The sequence below is a fragment of the Enterocloster sp. HCN-30185 genome (genome assembly GCF_037890305.1).
Lineage (GTDB): Bacteria > Bacillota > Clostridia > Lachnospirales > Lachnospiraceae > Enterocloster.
On the sequence record NZ_JBBKBT010000002.1, the window covers coordinates 162585 to 175721 of the forward strand.

At 47.4% G+C, this 13137-nt stretch carries 12 protein-coding genes; 11 read left to right on the forward strand and 1 reads right to left on the reverse strand.

Going from position 1 to position 13137, the window contains the following annotated elements; genetic code table 11:
- Positions 1–53: 53 nt before the first annotated feature.
- The 7 genes from WKT10_RS03060 to WKT10_RS03090 all read left to right on the forward strand — a co-directional run bounded on the left by WKT10_RS03060 (position 54) and on the right by WKT10_RS03090 (position 7662).
- Complete coding sequence (locus tag WKT10_RS03060) at positions 54–1193, forward strand: DUF4317 domain-containing protein (protein WP_340275382.1); 1140 nt, start codon at positions 54–56, stop codon at positions 1191–1193.
- Between the two features lie 117 nt (positions 1194–1310).
- Positions 1311–1733, forward strand: coding sequence for an NUMOD1 domain-containing DNA-binding protein (locus WKT10_RS03065; RefSeq protein WP_340275384.1), 423 nt, complete (start codon positions 1311–1313; stop codon positions 1731–1733).
- Between the two features lie 174 nt (positions 1734–1907).
- On the forward strand, positions 1908–3146 hold the full coding sequence (locus WKT10_RS03070) for a 6-phosphofructokinase (RefSeq protein WP_340275387.1): 1239 nt from the start codon (positions 1908–1910) through the stop codon (positions 3144–3146).
- Between the two features lie 6 nt (positions 3147–3152).
- Positions 3153–3842: a hypothetical protein gene (locus WKT10_RS03075; RefSeq protein WP_340275389.1), complete on the forward strand. Its 690-nt coding sequence runs from the start codon at positions 3153–3155 to the stop codon at positions 3840–3842.
- Between the two features lie 31 nt (positions 3843–3873).
- Entirely contained in the window at positions 3874–4536 is a 663-nt protein-coding gene (locus tag WKT10_RS03080; RefSeq protein WP_066547552.1) for a hypothetical protein, read from the forward strand.
- A 292-nt stretch (positions 4537–4828) separates the two neighbouring features.
- Positions 4829–5074, forward strand: a complete 246-nt coding sequence (locus WKT10_RS03085; protein ID WP_317437948.1) for an HPr family phosphocarrier protein — start codon at positions 4829–4831, stop codon at positions 5072–5074.
- Between the two features lie 140 nt (positions 5075–5214).
- Complete coding sequence (locus WKT10_RS03090) at positions 5215–7662, forward strand: ATP-dependent DNA helicase (protein ID WP_340275391.1); 2448 nt, start codon at positions 5215–5217, stop codon at positions 7660–7662.
- 10 nt (positions 7663–7672) lie between these two features.
- Here WKT10_RS03090 and WKT10_RS03095 read toward each other — a convergent pair whose 3' ends face one another.
- On the reverse strand, positions 7673–8548 hold the full coding sequence (locus tag WKT10_RS03095; protein ID WP_066547560.1) for a LysR family transcriptional regulator: 876 nt from the start codon (positions 8546–8548) through the stop codon (positions 7673–7675).
- Between the two features lie 130 nt (positions 8549–8678).
- Here WKT10_RS03095 and WKT10_RS03100 point away from each other — a divergent pair, with 130 nt between their 5' ends.
- From WKT10_RS03100 to WKT10_RS03115, 4 genes are all read left to right on the forward strand, one after another.
- On the forward strand, positions 8679–9329 hold the full coding sequence (locus tag WKT10_RS03100) for a sigma-70 domain-containing protein (RefSeq protein ID WP_340275394.1): 651 nt from the start codon (positions 8679–8681) through the stop codon (positions 9327–9329).
- Positions 9330–9338: 9 nt separating this feature from the next.
- Positions 9339–9944: a histidine phosphatase family protein gene (locus tag WKT10_RS03105; RefSeq protein WP_066547564.1), complete on the forward strand. Its 606-nt coding sequence runs from the start codon at positions 9339–9341 to the stop codon at positions 9942–9944.
- 202 nt (positions 9945–10146) lie between these two features.
- Complete coding sequence (locus WKT10_RS03110; protein WP_340275397.1) at positions 10147–11622, forward strand: DUF4454 domain-containing protein; 1476 nt, start codon at positions 10147–10149, stop codon at positions 11620–11622.
- Positions 11623–11815: 193 nt separating this feature from the next.
- On the forward strand, positions 11816–13063 hold the full coding sequence (locus WKT10_RS03115; protein WP_066547579.1) for a 6-phosphofructokinase: 1248 nt from the start codon (positions 11816–11818) through the stop codon (positions 13061–13063).
- Positions 13064–13137 lie beyond the last annotated feature (74 nt).

Consider the following 13137-nt stretch of genomic DNA (forward strand, 5'->3'; position numbering starts at 1 on the left):
TTCCGGTTTTTTGTATTTAAACAAGGAAATCGGAACAGGAGATACAGAAATTTATGAATAAGAAGGAATGTAATGAGATCAAAAAACTTTTTACCCCTGCAAACTGTGCCATCAGCCGGATCTGCGGCTGCTATGTAGATTCAGAGAAAAACAAAAAGACAGAATTAAAAGAAGCCTTCCTTTCTTTGCCGGAGGAAGAGGCATTTAAGTATTTTACCATTTTCAGAAACGGGCTTTCGGGAACAGTGGGGAAAAATCTTTTAAATATGGAGTTTCCTTTACATACGGAATCAGAAGGGGGCACCCAGAACTTCCTTTTAAAGCTGAGAGACAGTGAATTAAAGGATGAGGCGCTCATCGAGGAGTTTTATGATAAGATTATTGCCAATTTTGATTACGGTGAGAATTATTATATCATTCTCATCCACTGTGCCTATGATATTCCTGCAAAGGCCACAGACGGTTCGGAGATGTTTGACGCGTCTGATTATGTATATGAGTTTATCCAGTGTACCATCTGTCCTGTGAAGCTTTCAAAGGCAGGGCTCTGTTATAATTCCATGACAAATGCCATTGAAAACCGCATCCGGGACTGGCTGGTGGAGGCGCCCATCAACAGCTTCCTGTTCCCGGCTTTCAATGACCGGAATACAGATATTCACAGTCTGCTCTTTTATGCCAAAAATCCGGAGCAGCTGCCGGACAGCCTGATTGACGAGGTATTAGGCTGCGGGATTCCCATGTCGGCCAAGAGCCAGAAGGAAACTTTTCAGGCGATCGTGGAGGAAACACTGGGAGAAAACTGTGATTTTGAAACCGTAAAAAATATCCATGAAAATTTAAGCGAACTGGTAGAGGAGACAAAGGACGAGCCAGTGCCTTTGACTCTGGATAAGTACCAGGTAAAGAAGCTCCTTGAAAATAACGGCGCATCGCCGGAGAAGCTTGAGGAGTTTGAGGAGCGCTATAAGGATGTGGAAAATACGCCGGAAACAAGCTTTGTGGCAGCTAATGTGGTAAACACAAAGACATTTGAAATAAAAACACCGGACGTGACCATCAAGGTGGCTCCGGATAAGACGTATTTGGTGGAAAACAGGATGATCGACGGACGCCCCTGCATTGTGATTGCCATCAATGAGCATGTGGAAATCAACGGTATTTCCTGTCGTTCCATTGCAGTACAGAAATAGGCTTTCTGCACACCCAAAGTAAGGCAGTCTATGCACACTTTATGCTGTATGGACAAAAAAAGTAATAGTTGCTATAATGACTACAGCCATATTACAAAAGGAAGGGTGAACTTACAGATGAGTCGTACAATTAAAGCAGGTCATGTATATCGACAGTATTCCCGCGACGGAATGTTTATTGCAGATTATAAAAGCTCCCGTCTGGCTTACGAAGCGACAGGCGTATCGTTAGGTTCTATCGCCAGAGCTGCCCATGGAGAGCGTAAAACAGGAGGCGGTTATCTGTGGCGGGTTGTTCCTGAAAATACTCCCGAAGATCCGATCAGCATAGATCTTACCAGCCGGATCGGCTACCATGACAAGCGTCCGCTGATCCAGATGACGTTAGACGGCGAACCGGTTGCTGAATTTATTTCTATTGCTCATGCCAGCCGAAGTCTGGGCATCAGCAGAAGAAGCCTTTCCTGTGCTCTTACCGGAGCACAGAAAACGGCCGGAGGCTTTATCTGGAAGGAAAAAGAATCAGAAGAAAACAAATAAAATTGTATAATATACATAAAATACAGCGCAAAATACGGGCATAATCTGAAAAAGTGCTGGAAAAATCCCCTTTCCTATAGTACAATAAGGACACGAGGCAGACAGCCGGGACGGTTAAAGGTTCCCCTTCGTCTGTAAGGTTGTCTGTCCATGAACAGGAAAGGGGATTTTGTTATGGGAAAAAAACGCAATATTATCGTAGGACAGTCTGGAGGCCCTACTGCTGTGATCAATTCCAGCCTTGCAGATGTATACAAGACTGCAAAGGAGAGAGGCTTCCATAAGGTTTACGGTATGCTTCACGGCATTGAAGGTTTTTTGGATGAGATGTATGTGGATTTGTCCACGCAGATTCATTCGGATATGGATATTGAGCTGTTAAAGCGTACTCCGTCTGCCTTTTTAGGTTCCTGCCGTTTTAAGCTGCCGGAGATCCATGAAAATCCCGAAATCTATGAAAAGATCTTTTCCATTATGAATAAACTGGAGATCGAAGTATTTATCTACATCGGCGGAAATGATTCTATGGATACCATCAAAAAGCTTTCCGATTATGCGATCGTAAAGGGACATGAGCAGAAGTTTTTAGGTGTTCCAAAGACCATTGACAATGATCTGGCGCTTACAGACCATACCCCTGGCTTTGGAAGCGCGGCTAAATATATTGCAGCCTCCACAAAAGAAGTGATCCGGGATGCCATGGGCCTTTCCTACAAGCGGAAAATGATTACTATCATGGAAATCATGGGACGGAATGCAGGCTGGCTTACGGGAGCTACGGCTCTTGCAAAGACAGAGGACTGCTGCGGTCCCGATCTGATCTACCTTCCGGAGATTCCCTTTGATGTAGACCGGTTTCTGAAAAAATGCAGTGACCTGCTGGAAAAGAAGCCTTCCATTGTAATTGCAGTTTCTGAGGGCATCAAGGTACCGGACGGACGGTATGTATGCCAGCTGGCCGGAGGAAGCGATTATGTAGATGCCTTTGGTCACAGACAGCTGGCCGGAACCGCAGGCTATCTGGCCAGTTTCCTGGCCGCCAAGACAGGCTGCAAGACCAGAGCTGTAGAGCTTTCTACCCTCCAGCGCAGCGCTTCCCATATGGCCTCACGCGTGGATATCAATGAAGCCTTTATGGTGGGAGGCGCCGCGGTAAAAGCGGCAGACGAAGGGGATTCCGGGCGTATGGTTGTTATCGACCGGGTATCGGATGACCCCTATATGAGCGCGGCAGGAATTTATGATGTGCATAAGATTGCAAATAATGAAAAGCTGGTTCCCAGATCCTGGGTAAACCGGGAGGGGAATTATGTAACCAGAGAATTTATTGACTACGTAGAGCCTCTGATCCAGGGCGATTATCAGCCATTTATGGTAAACGGGCTTCCCCAGCATCTGGTGCTGAAACGGTAGGTAAATATGAGACAGTGGAAAAAATGGGCGGTTTTCATCGGAACGGCCGTATGCCTGGTTCTTGGTTCGGTATATCTGTATACTCTGTTCCGACCCGGTTTATGGATGCAGGAAACGTTTCTGTACCGTCAAAAGGACGGGAGCTTTACAGGAGCGGATGGAGAGACGGATTATAGAATGCAGATCCGCCGCCAGGACAGGGCTGCATGGATTGAGTTTTCTGTTAATGAAACAAAGAAGCTTTATGAAGTCAGATGGGATCCTGATAACTCCAGAGGGAAGATTTTTGAAGACGGGGCTCTGGTTTTCGAGGGGGAAGCCCATCTGGTGGGAGATACCTGGCTTTTAACGGGGGATGGAGAAGAAGTATACTTTGATATGCAGATAAAAAACGGTATATCTACGGAGCATTCCGATGAGGAGCTTTTTCCTGATTACAGCTGTATCTACCGCTGGGCGGTGAATGAGGACTGTCAGAAACGGGGAAGGGTGGAAGTATTGCCTGTGATCGCTTTTTTAGGTGTACTGCTGGCTCTGGATACTGCATTCCCGGATCTGCTTTTTAAATTTCAGCACGGCCTTGCAGTAGAAGGCGGAGAACCCAGCGAGTTTTATCGCATGGGGCAGTTTATAGGAAGAATCGCTATGGTTTTGGGAATCATTGTGGGGATAGCGGCCAGTTTTCATGCACCCTGATCCCGGTAAAAGGAACAAAGGAGGGAATGGTATGAACGAATGGAACAAAGAAATTCAAAATGAAAATGAGCTTCAGGTTGTGATTTCTGTTTCCAAAGCAGAGGAGCTGGGAAAATGGCTGGGAATACTGTTCTGGATGGTAATTCCCAGTATAGCAGGCGCTGTACTGAGCAATCAGGCGGTGGCAGCCTGGCTGCCTTTTTTGTATCTGCCGGGGCGGATCATCAGTATGGTTACGCTGTGCGCGTATGGCTATATACTTTTAAAGCTGTCTTCTGAAAGCAGCCGCTACCGTATGGCAGCGATTTGCTGTCTGGCATCCGTTGCAGTGGATGCAGGAAGCTCTCTGGTTCCGGAGGGCGCTGCTATGGCTTCGCTGATCGGACTGCTTTCCTTCCCTGTGATGATCCTGGCATTTTACGGGGAATATTCCGAGTATATGGGCCATTCCGAAGTAATCTGTGCGCTGGATGAAGAGATGGCTGTAAAATGGAAACGGCTCTGGAAGTGGTTTGTGTATTCATTTGGATTAATGATAAGCTCCGTTCTTCTGGTGATGTTAAACGGGATGCTGGGAATTACGGCGCTTTTGGTAGGTACCATCGGAACACTGATCGTAAGCGTTATGAAGCTGACCTGCCTGTACCGCACTGCAAAAATATTCCGGGAATATGCAACGGAGAGCAGCAGATAACGGGGGAGCAAAAAAGACGAAAACGTTTGCAAAACTCTCACGAAAATTTCTGTTATCTCTGATTGTATTTAAATGAGAACAAAATGTATTTTCTAAAAACAGGAAATGTAATTTGCAATTATGACGGACAAAATGAGAGCTGTGAGATAAAAATATATAAAATACACAAAAAACATCAGAAATTCATGAATGACTCGGAGGCAGAATAAAATTTGACATGAAAGTGTAATAGTGATATAACTATACAACGAAATAGAATAACACACTTTGATACAAAAAGGAGTCTTTGAAAATGAAAGAAAAGAAAATTCTGCTGACATCCATTGAGGAGGCAAAGCGCTTTGTAACGGAGGCTTCCAGGTGTGACTTTGATGTTGATGTATTTTATAATCGTTTTACAATTGATGCAAAGTCCATCCTTGGTGTATTAAGCCTGGATCTTGCAAGAGTTCTGACCGTACAGATGAATGGTGAAAATGAAGAATTTGAAGCATATCTGGAAACCATTTCTCCGGATGCCTGCACAACAGCTGCATAAATTTTATTTTTCTTTTAACGGAACCTGTGACAGGGGACGGACTGCGAACATAAGTTTGCAATCCGTCTTTTTTTGTGATATGCTGAAAGCAATCAGAGGAAAAGGGAGCATCTGCTCCAGAGGCCGACAGGAGGGAGAAAATGGCACAGAGGGAAGCTCTGTCTCAGGTACGGATTTCCGTGAGGAATCTGGTGGAATTTGTGATGCGGTCAGGCGATCTGGATGACCGCAGGATGGCAGGAGCAAAAAAGGAGGCTATGCAGGCCGGAAGCCGTCTGCACCGGAAGATCCAGCGCAGGATGGGCTCGGATTATCAGGCAGAGGTAAGCTTAAAGCATACAGTAAAAGAGGATTCGTTTGAGCTTCTCATTGAGGGACGGGCCGATGGGATCATCACAGAGCCCGGCGGAGTGACCATTGATGAGATCAAATGTATTTATATGGATCCGGGAAGGCTGGAGGAGCCGGATCCGGTCCATATGGCTCAGGCGCTTTGCTATGGAACTATATATGCCGTTCACCATGATCTGGAAGAAATTGGGATTCAGCTTACCTACTGCAATATTGAGACGGAGGAGATCCGCCGGTTTAAGGAGGTTAAAACCAGAGAGGAACTGGAGGACTGGTTTAAAGGACTGATCCATGAGTATGTAAAATGGGCCAGGTATCTGTACCATCACAGGATGCGCAGACAGGAGTGCTTAAAGACTCTGCAATTTCCCTATGCGTATCGGGAAGGCCAGAAGGAACTGGCTGCCTGTGTGTACCGCTCTGTGGCAGAGGGGAGAAACCTCTATATCCAGGCGCCTACCGGAGTGGGAAAGACGCTTTCTACCGTATTTCCCAGCTTAAAGGCCATGGGAGAAGGCTATGGGGAAAAGCTGTTTTATCTCACTGCCAGAACCATTACGCGCAGCGTGGCAGAGGAGGCCTTTGATATCCTGAGAGGAGAGAAAGAGCTGTATTTTAACACAGTAACTATTACGGCAAAGGAAAAGCTCTGCGTGCTGGAAAAGCCAAGCTGCAATCCCTATGACTGTCCCAGGGCAAAAGGCCATTTTGACCGGGTCAATGACGCGGTCTATGAGATCATTCATGAGGAAGAGGGGATTACCAGAGAAAAGGTATTACGGTATGCGGAGCGGTTTCAGGTATGTCCCTTTGAGTTCTGTCTGGATATCAGCAGCTGGACAGACGGGATTATCTGCGATTACAATTATGTGTTTGATCCCAATGTGCGGCTGAAACGTTATTTTGCTGAGGGGGAGCAGACGGGCTCTTACCTGTTTTTGGTGGATGAGGCCCACAATCTGGTGCCGAGAGCCAGGGAAATGTACAGCGCAGCCGTTGTGAAGGAGGATCTTCTTTTAGCAAAAAGAATCCTGAAGGGACTTCCCGGAGCGGCAAAGACAGTCTCACTTCTGGACGCCTGCAATAAGCGCATGCTGGAGCTGAAGAGAGCTTACGGGACAGGAAAAGAGGAAGAAGGGATCAGCCACAGGAGAGTTTTAGGCGCAGATTATGAGCTTTTGGGTGATGTGAAGCTGCTTGCCCTGGAGCTGATGGCCATGTTTGGAGAGCTGGAAGCTTTTATGAATGAAAACGGAGAATTTACGGACCGGGATCTGGTGCTGGAGCTCTATTTTAAGGTTCGTGATTTTTTGAATATCCATGACCGTTTAGATGACCGCTACAGGATCTACGCAAGGCTTTTGGAGGATGGAAGCTTTATGGTAAAGCTCATGTGCATGGATCCGTCAGAATGTCTGCGCCGGTGTCTGGATCAGAGTGAAAGTACGGTGTTTTTTTCGGCTACCCTGCTGCCGGTTCAATATTATAAGGAGCTTTTAAGCGGTGATCCGCAGGAATATGCGATCTATGCCAAATCGCCGTTTTCACCTGAAAACCGTCTGGTGCTTGCGGCGTCGGATGTGAGCAGCCGTTACAGCAGGCGGGGACGGAGCCAGTACGAGCGGATTGCAGACTATCTGGAAGTCATTATCCGGGAACGGAAGGGCAATTATATGGTATTTTTTCCGTCCTATCAGTTTCAGGAGCAGGTGGAGGCTATCCTTTGGGAGCGGGAAAGGACAGGCTCTCTGGGCTTTGACCGCATTTGCCAGTCAAACCGGATGACAGAGGAGGAGAGAGAGGCGTTCTTAGAGCAGTTTGAAGCGAAACGCAGCCGGTCTTTTGCCGCGCTCTGCGTAATGGGAGGTATCTTTTCTGAGGGAATTGATTTAAAGGAGGAGCGCCTGATCGGGGCGGTTATCGTGGGAACGGGACTTCCTCAGGTAAACACGGAGCAGGAGATTTTAAAAGAATATTTTGACGAGAGAGAGGGAAATGGGTTTGATTATGCATACCAGTATCCGGGCATGAATAAGGTCATGCAGGCGGCCGGGCGGGTGATCCGCACGGTGAATGACAAAGGAGTGATCGCTCTTTTGGACGACCGTTTTCTGCGCCCGGAGTATGTAGCCCTTTTTCCGAGGGAATGGGGGACCTATACCGTAGTAAACCGCGGAAATGTATCCCAGGCCCTGAGAGAATTTTGGGAAAAATTTCCGCGGCAGGAGGAAATGTAAGCTTCTTTTGCTACAGCATTTCCATAAAGTGTTTGGCAGCCTGGGATACAGGCAGGTTTTCGTTGTAGGCTACTACCATCTGTCTGGCAGGAAGTGTTTCGGACAGCTTAAGGATAAATAAATCCTTATCCTGCTCCGGGATGCAGAAGTCCGGCACAAAGGCGATCCCCAGGCCGATCCGAGCCAGATCAATGAGAAGGTCATTGCTGGAAAGCTCAATTTCAGGCACCAGATCCAGACGGTTTTTCTGGAAGATCTGATGGAGAAATTCACTGGTTGTGCTTTTTCTGTCTAACATCATAATAGGGTAGTCAAGGAGCTGGTTTAGGGACACTGATTTTCCCTCCAGGTCAAAGGCCTGGCGGTTAGCTACGAATACATCGTGAAATTCATTGATCACCCGTGTGTGCAGGCTGCCTGACAGGGCAGAATTGGGATAATTTGCCACAATAAAATCGCACTGTCCGTTTTCCAGCACCTTGGCACATTCAATGGAAGTGTGGTTCGTAACCTTGATGTGAATATTGGGAAACTCCTTGTGAAAACGGTTCAGATACGTTACCAGATAGTAGCGGCAGATCGTGTCGCTGGCTCCAATGCGCAGCTGGCCTCCATTCAGGGTATGGGCCTCCAAAAGCTGGTTTTCCCCTTTTCGGATCAGGTTCATGGCCGGTTCGATATGCTTTAAAAGAATTTCGCCTTCAGGGGTGAGCTGTACCCGCTTGGTGCTTCGGATGAAAAGGGGCTGGTTCAGCTTTTTTTCCAGGACTTTAATGGACTGGCTGACAGCAGACTGTGAGATAAAGAGCTGCTTGGAAGCCTCTGAAAAGCTGAGTGTGGCGGCAACGTGGTAAAACACCTTATATAATTCATAATTTATATCCATTATTAAGTCCTCCTTATAACTGTATCTATATTAACAGCTTTGTGAGGCTTTGTAAAGTGGTTGACTTGGCGGCGGGGATGGATTATTCTTATAGAGATGTTATTTTAATGAAAAAGGAATGTAGATATTCATGGCAGAAAATTTTTATGAAATGTATCTGGAGGAGATGGAGTTAATCCGGCCTCTGGATCAGGAAGAGGAAAAGAGAGTCCTGGCGGCAGCTGCCAGGGCAGATAAAGAGGCAGGAAACCGTCTGGTAGAAGGGAATCTGGCTAGGGCGCTGGCTGTTGCAAAGGAATATGAGGGAAAAGAGCTTCCAATTTCCGATCTTGTCCAGGAGGCCAATATGGCTCTTATGATGGCTGTCACAGAGTATGACGGAAGCCAGGAGTGGCCGGACTTTGCAGAAATGAAGATCCGTCAGGCGGTTGAGGCGGCCTTGCTGGAACAAAGGAGCGAGGCGGAGATTGAGGAAACGATGGCAGCCAGAGTGAATGTGCTTCAGACCGTATCCCAGGTCATGGCAAAGGAGCTGGGCAGGGAGGCTACCGTAGAGGAACTGGCGGAAAAGATGAAGATGACGCCGGATGAGATCAAGGATATCATGAAGCTGGCGCTGGATGCCCTGACGGTAAACGGGGAAGGTACGGCGGCTTCTGACGGGGAGGCAGAGGAAGAAACAGAACCGGCTCCTGCTCTCCGCAGAGACGGATATGGAAGAAGCGGCCGTCCATCCCTGGGCTATGATCCTATGAGAGACGGCTGGGATTTAAACAGTTAGGAGAAGGGCATGAAATTATACTTAATACGCCATGGACAGACAGACTGGAATATTGAGCGCAGGATTCAGGGACAGCAGGACATCCCCTTAAATGAAACCGGACGTGCCCAGGCCGCCTGCCTCACAAAGGCCATGAAGGATAAAAAGCTGACCGCCATTTATACAAGCCCTCAGATCAGGGCCTATGCCACGGCTCAGGCAGCAGCAGGAGAGAATCCTGTTCCTATCATCCCTTTGCCGGAGCTGATGGAGATTAACTACGGAGACTGGGAAGGGAAGACAGCACAGGAGCTGCTTGAACGAGACGGGGATCGCTATAAAGCCTGGTGGGATCGCCCGGCAGAGGTGGCTCCCCCCGGAGGGGAAACCGTGATACAGGTAGATGACCGCTGCCTGAAAGCCTGGGAGTTCATTAAAAGCCAGATAACCGGCGATACGGCCATTGTATCCCATGGAGGGCTGCTGGCCCATTTTATGGAGCAGCTTTTAAAGGGGAGCGGCGAAGAAGGCGGGGAGCGGGTTGTGCATAATGCAAGCATTACTACCTTTGAGTATGCCCCGGAGACGGGAAGAATAGTTTTGGTCGATTTTGACCGGTGCGATCATTTGGATTAAAACATTTTATATTGTTTCAGTAGAAAAGCTCTGTGCTGTGTCTGCAGCATGGAGCTTTTGACATGGTGCAGCTGAGGCGGAAACTATGTAGCGCGAAAGGGATTTCCGGGTGGGACAGATTGTAAGGAAAACGTAAAACAGGCTCCGGAAAAAGGGAGTATAATAAAAATAAAAAAGGTATTGTCAGGAGGGAGTGTGTTTTATGAAAAAGCCGGTTTTTAGAGCAGAGCTGGCAGCGATGGCTTTGATTTTTGTCGGATTATCGGCAGGATGTGCAGGCCAGAGGCCGGGACGGGAAACAGAAATGGAATATAGCTCTGCTCCTGATATGGAACAGGGGAAAATGGACGAAATAGTGGAAATGGATGATGCGGGCAGGGAGGAGTCTGCTCATGGTGAGCTGCCCCTGAATGATTCGGCTTCCGTCCGCGTACTGGAGGATCTGGGAGCAGAGGCCAGCCTGCTTTCCGAACCATTTTATCTGGCCGGGGACAGCGGAATCAGCTGCATGGTTTATATCGACCCGGATGAAGGGGAGAGCTTTATGGATTCCCATAGGATTCAGCTCTTTTTTTCAGATGACAGAGAGAATGCTTCGGCTGTGGCAGAGTTTGTGCTGGAGCCGGGAAAGGACAAATACGAAATGGTCATCAATGTCCGTCCGTATGCAGACGGGGTACTGGAACGGGAAACAGAGGAGTCGGCCTGTGCTGCTTTTATAACAGATGAACAGGCAGGTACGCGGATTGAAGTAGAAAGTGAGGGAGCATATGGAGGTACTTATTATTCTTCCTGCAATTATGAGGAAATAGGACTGTCAGAGCGGTTTTATACGCGTACAGAACTTGCATGTCTGCCTTCAGAGAATCTTTCTCTTTTACGAAACACCATTTACGCACACCATGGGAGAAAATTCAAAACAGATAGCCTGAATGAATATTTCCAGCAGAAAATCTGGTACAGGGGCAGGATAGAGCCGGAAGCATTTGCAGAGGAGCTGCTTACAGACACAGAGCGGGCCAATGTGCAGCTGATCCGGGAACTGGAGAATATTCCTTTTGAGGAGCGGGTAAAGGAGGGCTATAGAGGCCCTGAGGGTATATCAGAGGCACCCTATCTTCCCTTTCTTTTAAATCAGAGGGAAGGTGAGTCATCACCTCTCACAGGAACCCATGTTTCCAGAGATACAGGCATTTCCTTTGATATGGCGCAGGCGGAAGATCGGGGAACGTATTTTACAGCGCCCGGAGTTATTTCCTGTCCTGTAACTGTTACGCAGGAACAGATGAAAGCGGTGCAGGAGGGAGGGCAGGAAGAGGTAACGGTGGATGAACTCACTGGTAAGACAAAGATATTGGAGATGGAAAATCAAATTCTTGTATTTCATGAAAAAGGGGAAACAGCTGCAGACCCAGGCTGGAATCCCTATATAGGCATTGACTATGATTATGAAAGAGGTGTTTATAAGTTGTGGCAGGACAGCGATGATACGATTATGAAGCCGGTTTATAAAGGAGAGATACGGATTGCCAAAGGCGCTGTCTGCGGCGGCCATGTGTCGCTGCTTTTGGCATCCGCTCAGCCCAGAGAGCTGAGCCTGTCTGAAGAAGAATGGGGAAACTGGATTCTCTATGACAGCAAAGGAACCATATTGGCTGTATATTATTTGGGAGATTAATGGAAGTATTTGTCGAAATGACTCTATTATGTTAAAAAAAAGACGAGATGTTTGTAAAAAAATGCCTGTTTCTATCTTGAAAATTACAAATATTGGTATTAAAATAGCAATATGATTGTAAGCGCTTACAAAATGAGAAGGCCGGAAAACGGCTGGTTTCTGAGTGAGGAAGATTCTTTAGGAGGTATCCATTATGAATGAGGTAAGAGGCAATGTGATCGTAGGCCAGTCCGGAGGGCCAACTGCAGTAATCAATTCCAGTCTGGCTGGTGTTTATAAGACTGCCAGGGACAGAGGGGCTAAAAAGGTTTACGGCATGCTCCATGGGATTCAGGGACTTTTGCAGGAGAGATATGTAGATCTGTCGGAGCATATTAAAAATGATCTGGACATTGAGCTGTTAAAGCGTACGCCTTCCGCCTATTTGGGCTCCTGCCGCTTCAAACTTCCGGAGATTTCAGAGGACAGAGCGATTTATGACAGGATTTTTGAAATTCTGGATGGCCTGGAAGTGGAATATTTCTTTTACATCGGCGGAAATGATTCCATGGATACCATAAAGAAGCTTTCTGACTATGCTCTTTTAAATGGAAGCAAGATCCGGTTTATGGGTGTTCCAAAGACCATTGACAATGACCTTGCGGCTACGGATCATACTCCGGGCTACGGAAGCGCTGCAAAGTATATCGGTTCCATTACAAAGGAAGTGATCCGTGACGGCCTGGTATATGACCAGCAGAATGTAACGATTTTAGAGATCATGGGACGCAATGCAGGCTGGCTCACCGGCGCAGCTGCCCTTGCAAAGTGCGAGGACTGTGAAGGTCCGGATATGATCTTCCTTCCGGAGGTTACCTTTGATGTAGATGAATTTATGCACAAGGTAGCAGAGCTTCACAAGAAGAAAAAGTCGGTTGTGGTAGCTGTATCTGAGGGGGTAAAGACAGCAGACGGCCGTTATGTCTGTGAGCTTACGGACGGAATTGAATTTGTAGACGCCTTCGGCCATAAGCAGCTTACAGGAACGGCCCGTTTCCTGGCAGAGAAGATCAACCGTGAGGTGGGATGCAAGACAAGAGCCATTGAGTTTAACTCTCTCCAAAGATGCGCTTCCCATATAGTATCCCGGGTAGATATCACAGAGGCATATCAGGTAGGCGGAGCTGCCGTTAAGGAAGCCTTTGAGGGTGAAACGGGCAAGATGATCATTTTAAAGAGAGTGTCAGATGATCCTTATATTTGTGTCACAGACATTTATGACGTACATAAGGTGGCAAATGTAGAAAAGAAGGTGCCGAGGGAGTGGATCAATGAGGCCGGCGATTATGTGACAGATGAGTTTGTCAATTATATCCGCCCGCTGATCCAGGCGGAGCTTACGCCTATTATGACAGATGGGCTTCCAAGACACCTGTATTATACAGATGTGGAGAAAAAATAGAAAAAAACGGTAAAAATGCCGGACAGCGGGAACTGGAAAATCCTGCTGTCCGGCATTTAGTTTGTTCAGAATGG

What these genes read in the sequence shown, in the direction of transcription:
- WKT10_RS03060 (WP_340275382.1), top strand. Translation starts at nt 54, where the DNA reads ATGAATAAGAAGGAATGTAATGAGATCAAAAAACTTTTTACCCCTGCA.
- WKT10_RS03065 (WP_340275384.1), top strand. Translation starts at nt 1,311, where the DNA reads ATGAGTCGTACAATTAAAGCAGGTCATGTATATCGACAGTATTCCCGC.
- WKT10_RS03070 (WP_340275387.1), top strand. Translation starts at nt 1,908, where the DNA reads ATGGGAAAAAAACGCAATATTATCGTAGGACAGTCTGGAGGCCCTACT.
- WKT10_RS03075 (WP_340275389.1), top strand. Translation starts at nt 3,153, where the DNA reads ATGAGACAGTGGAAAAAATGGGCGGTTTTCATCGGAACGGCCGTATGC.
- WKT10_RS03080 (WP_066547552.1), top strand. Translation starts at nt 3,874, where the DNA reads ATGAACGAATGGAACAAAGAAATTCAAAATGAAAATGAGCTTCAGGTT.
- WKT10_RS03085 (WP_317437948.1), top strand. Translation starts at nt 4,829, where the DNA reads ATGAAAGAAAAGAAAATTCTGCTGACATCCATTGAGGAGGCAAAGCGC.
- WKT10_RS03090 (WP_340275391.1), top strand. Translation starts at nt 5,215, where the DNA reads ATGGCACAGAGGGAAGCTCTGTCTCAGGTACGGATTTCCGTGAGGAAT.
- WKT10_RS03095 (WP_066547560.1), bottom strand. Translation starts at nt 8,548, where the DNA reads ATGGATATAAATTATGAATTATATAAGGTGTTTTACCACGTTGCCGCC.
- WKT10_RS03100 (WP_340275394.1), top strand. Translation starts at nt 8,679, where the DNA reads ATGGCAGAAAATTTTTATGAAATGTATCTGGAGGAGATGGAGTTAATC.
- WKT10_RS03105 (WP_066547564.1), top strand. Translation starts at nt 9,339, where the DNA reads ATGAAATTATACTTAATACGCCATGGACAGACAGACTGGAATATTGAG.
- WKT10_RS03110 (WP_340275397.1), top strand. Translation starts at nt 10,147, where the DNA reads ATGAAAAAGCCGGTTTTTAGAGCAGAGCTGGCAGCGATGGCTTTGATT.
- WKT10_RS03115 (WP_066547579.1), top strand. Translation starts at nt 11,816, where the DNA reads ATGAATGAGGTAAGAGGCAATGTGATCGTAGGCCAGTCCGGAGGGCCA.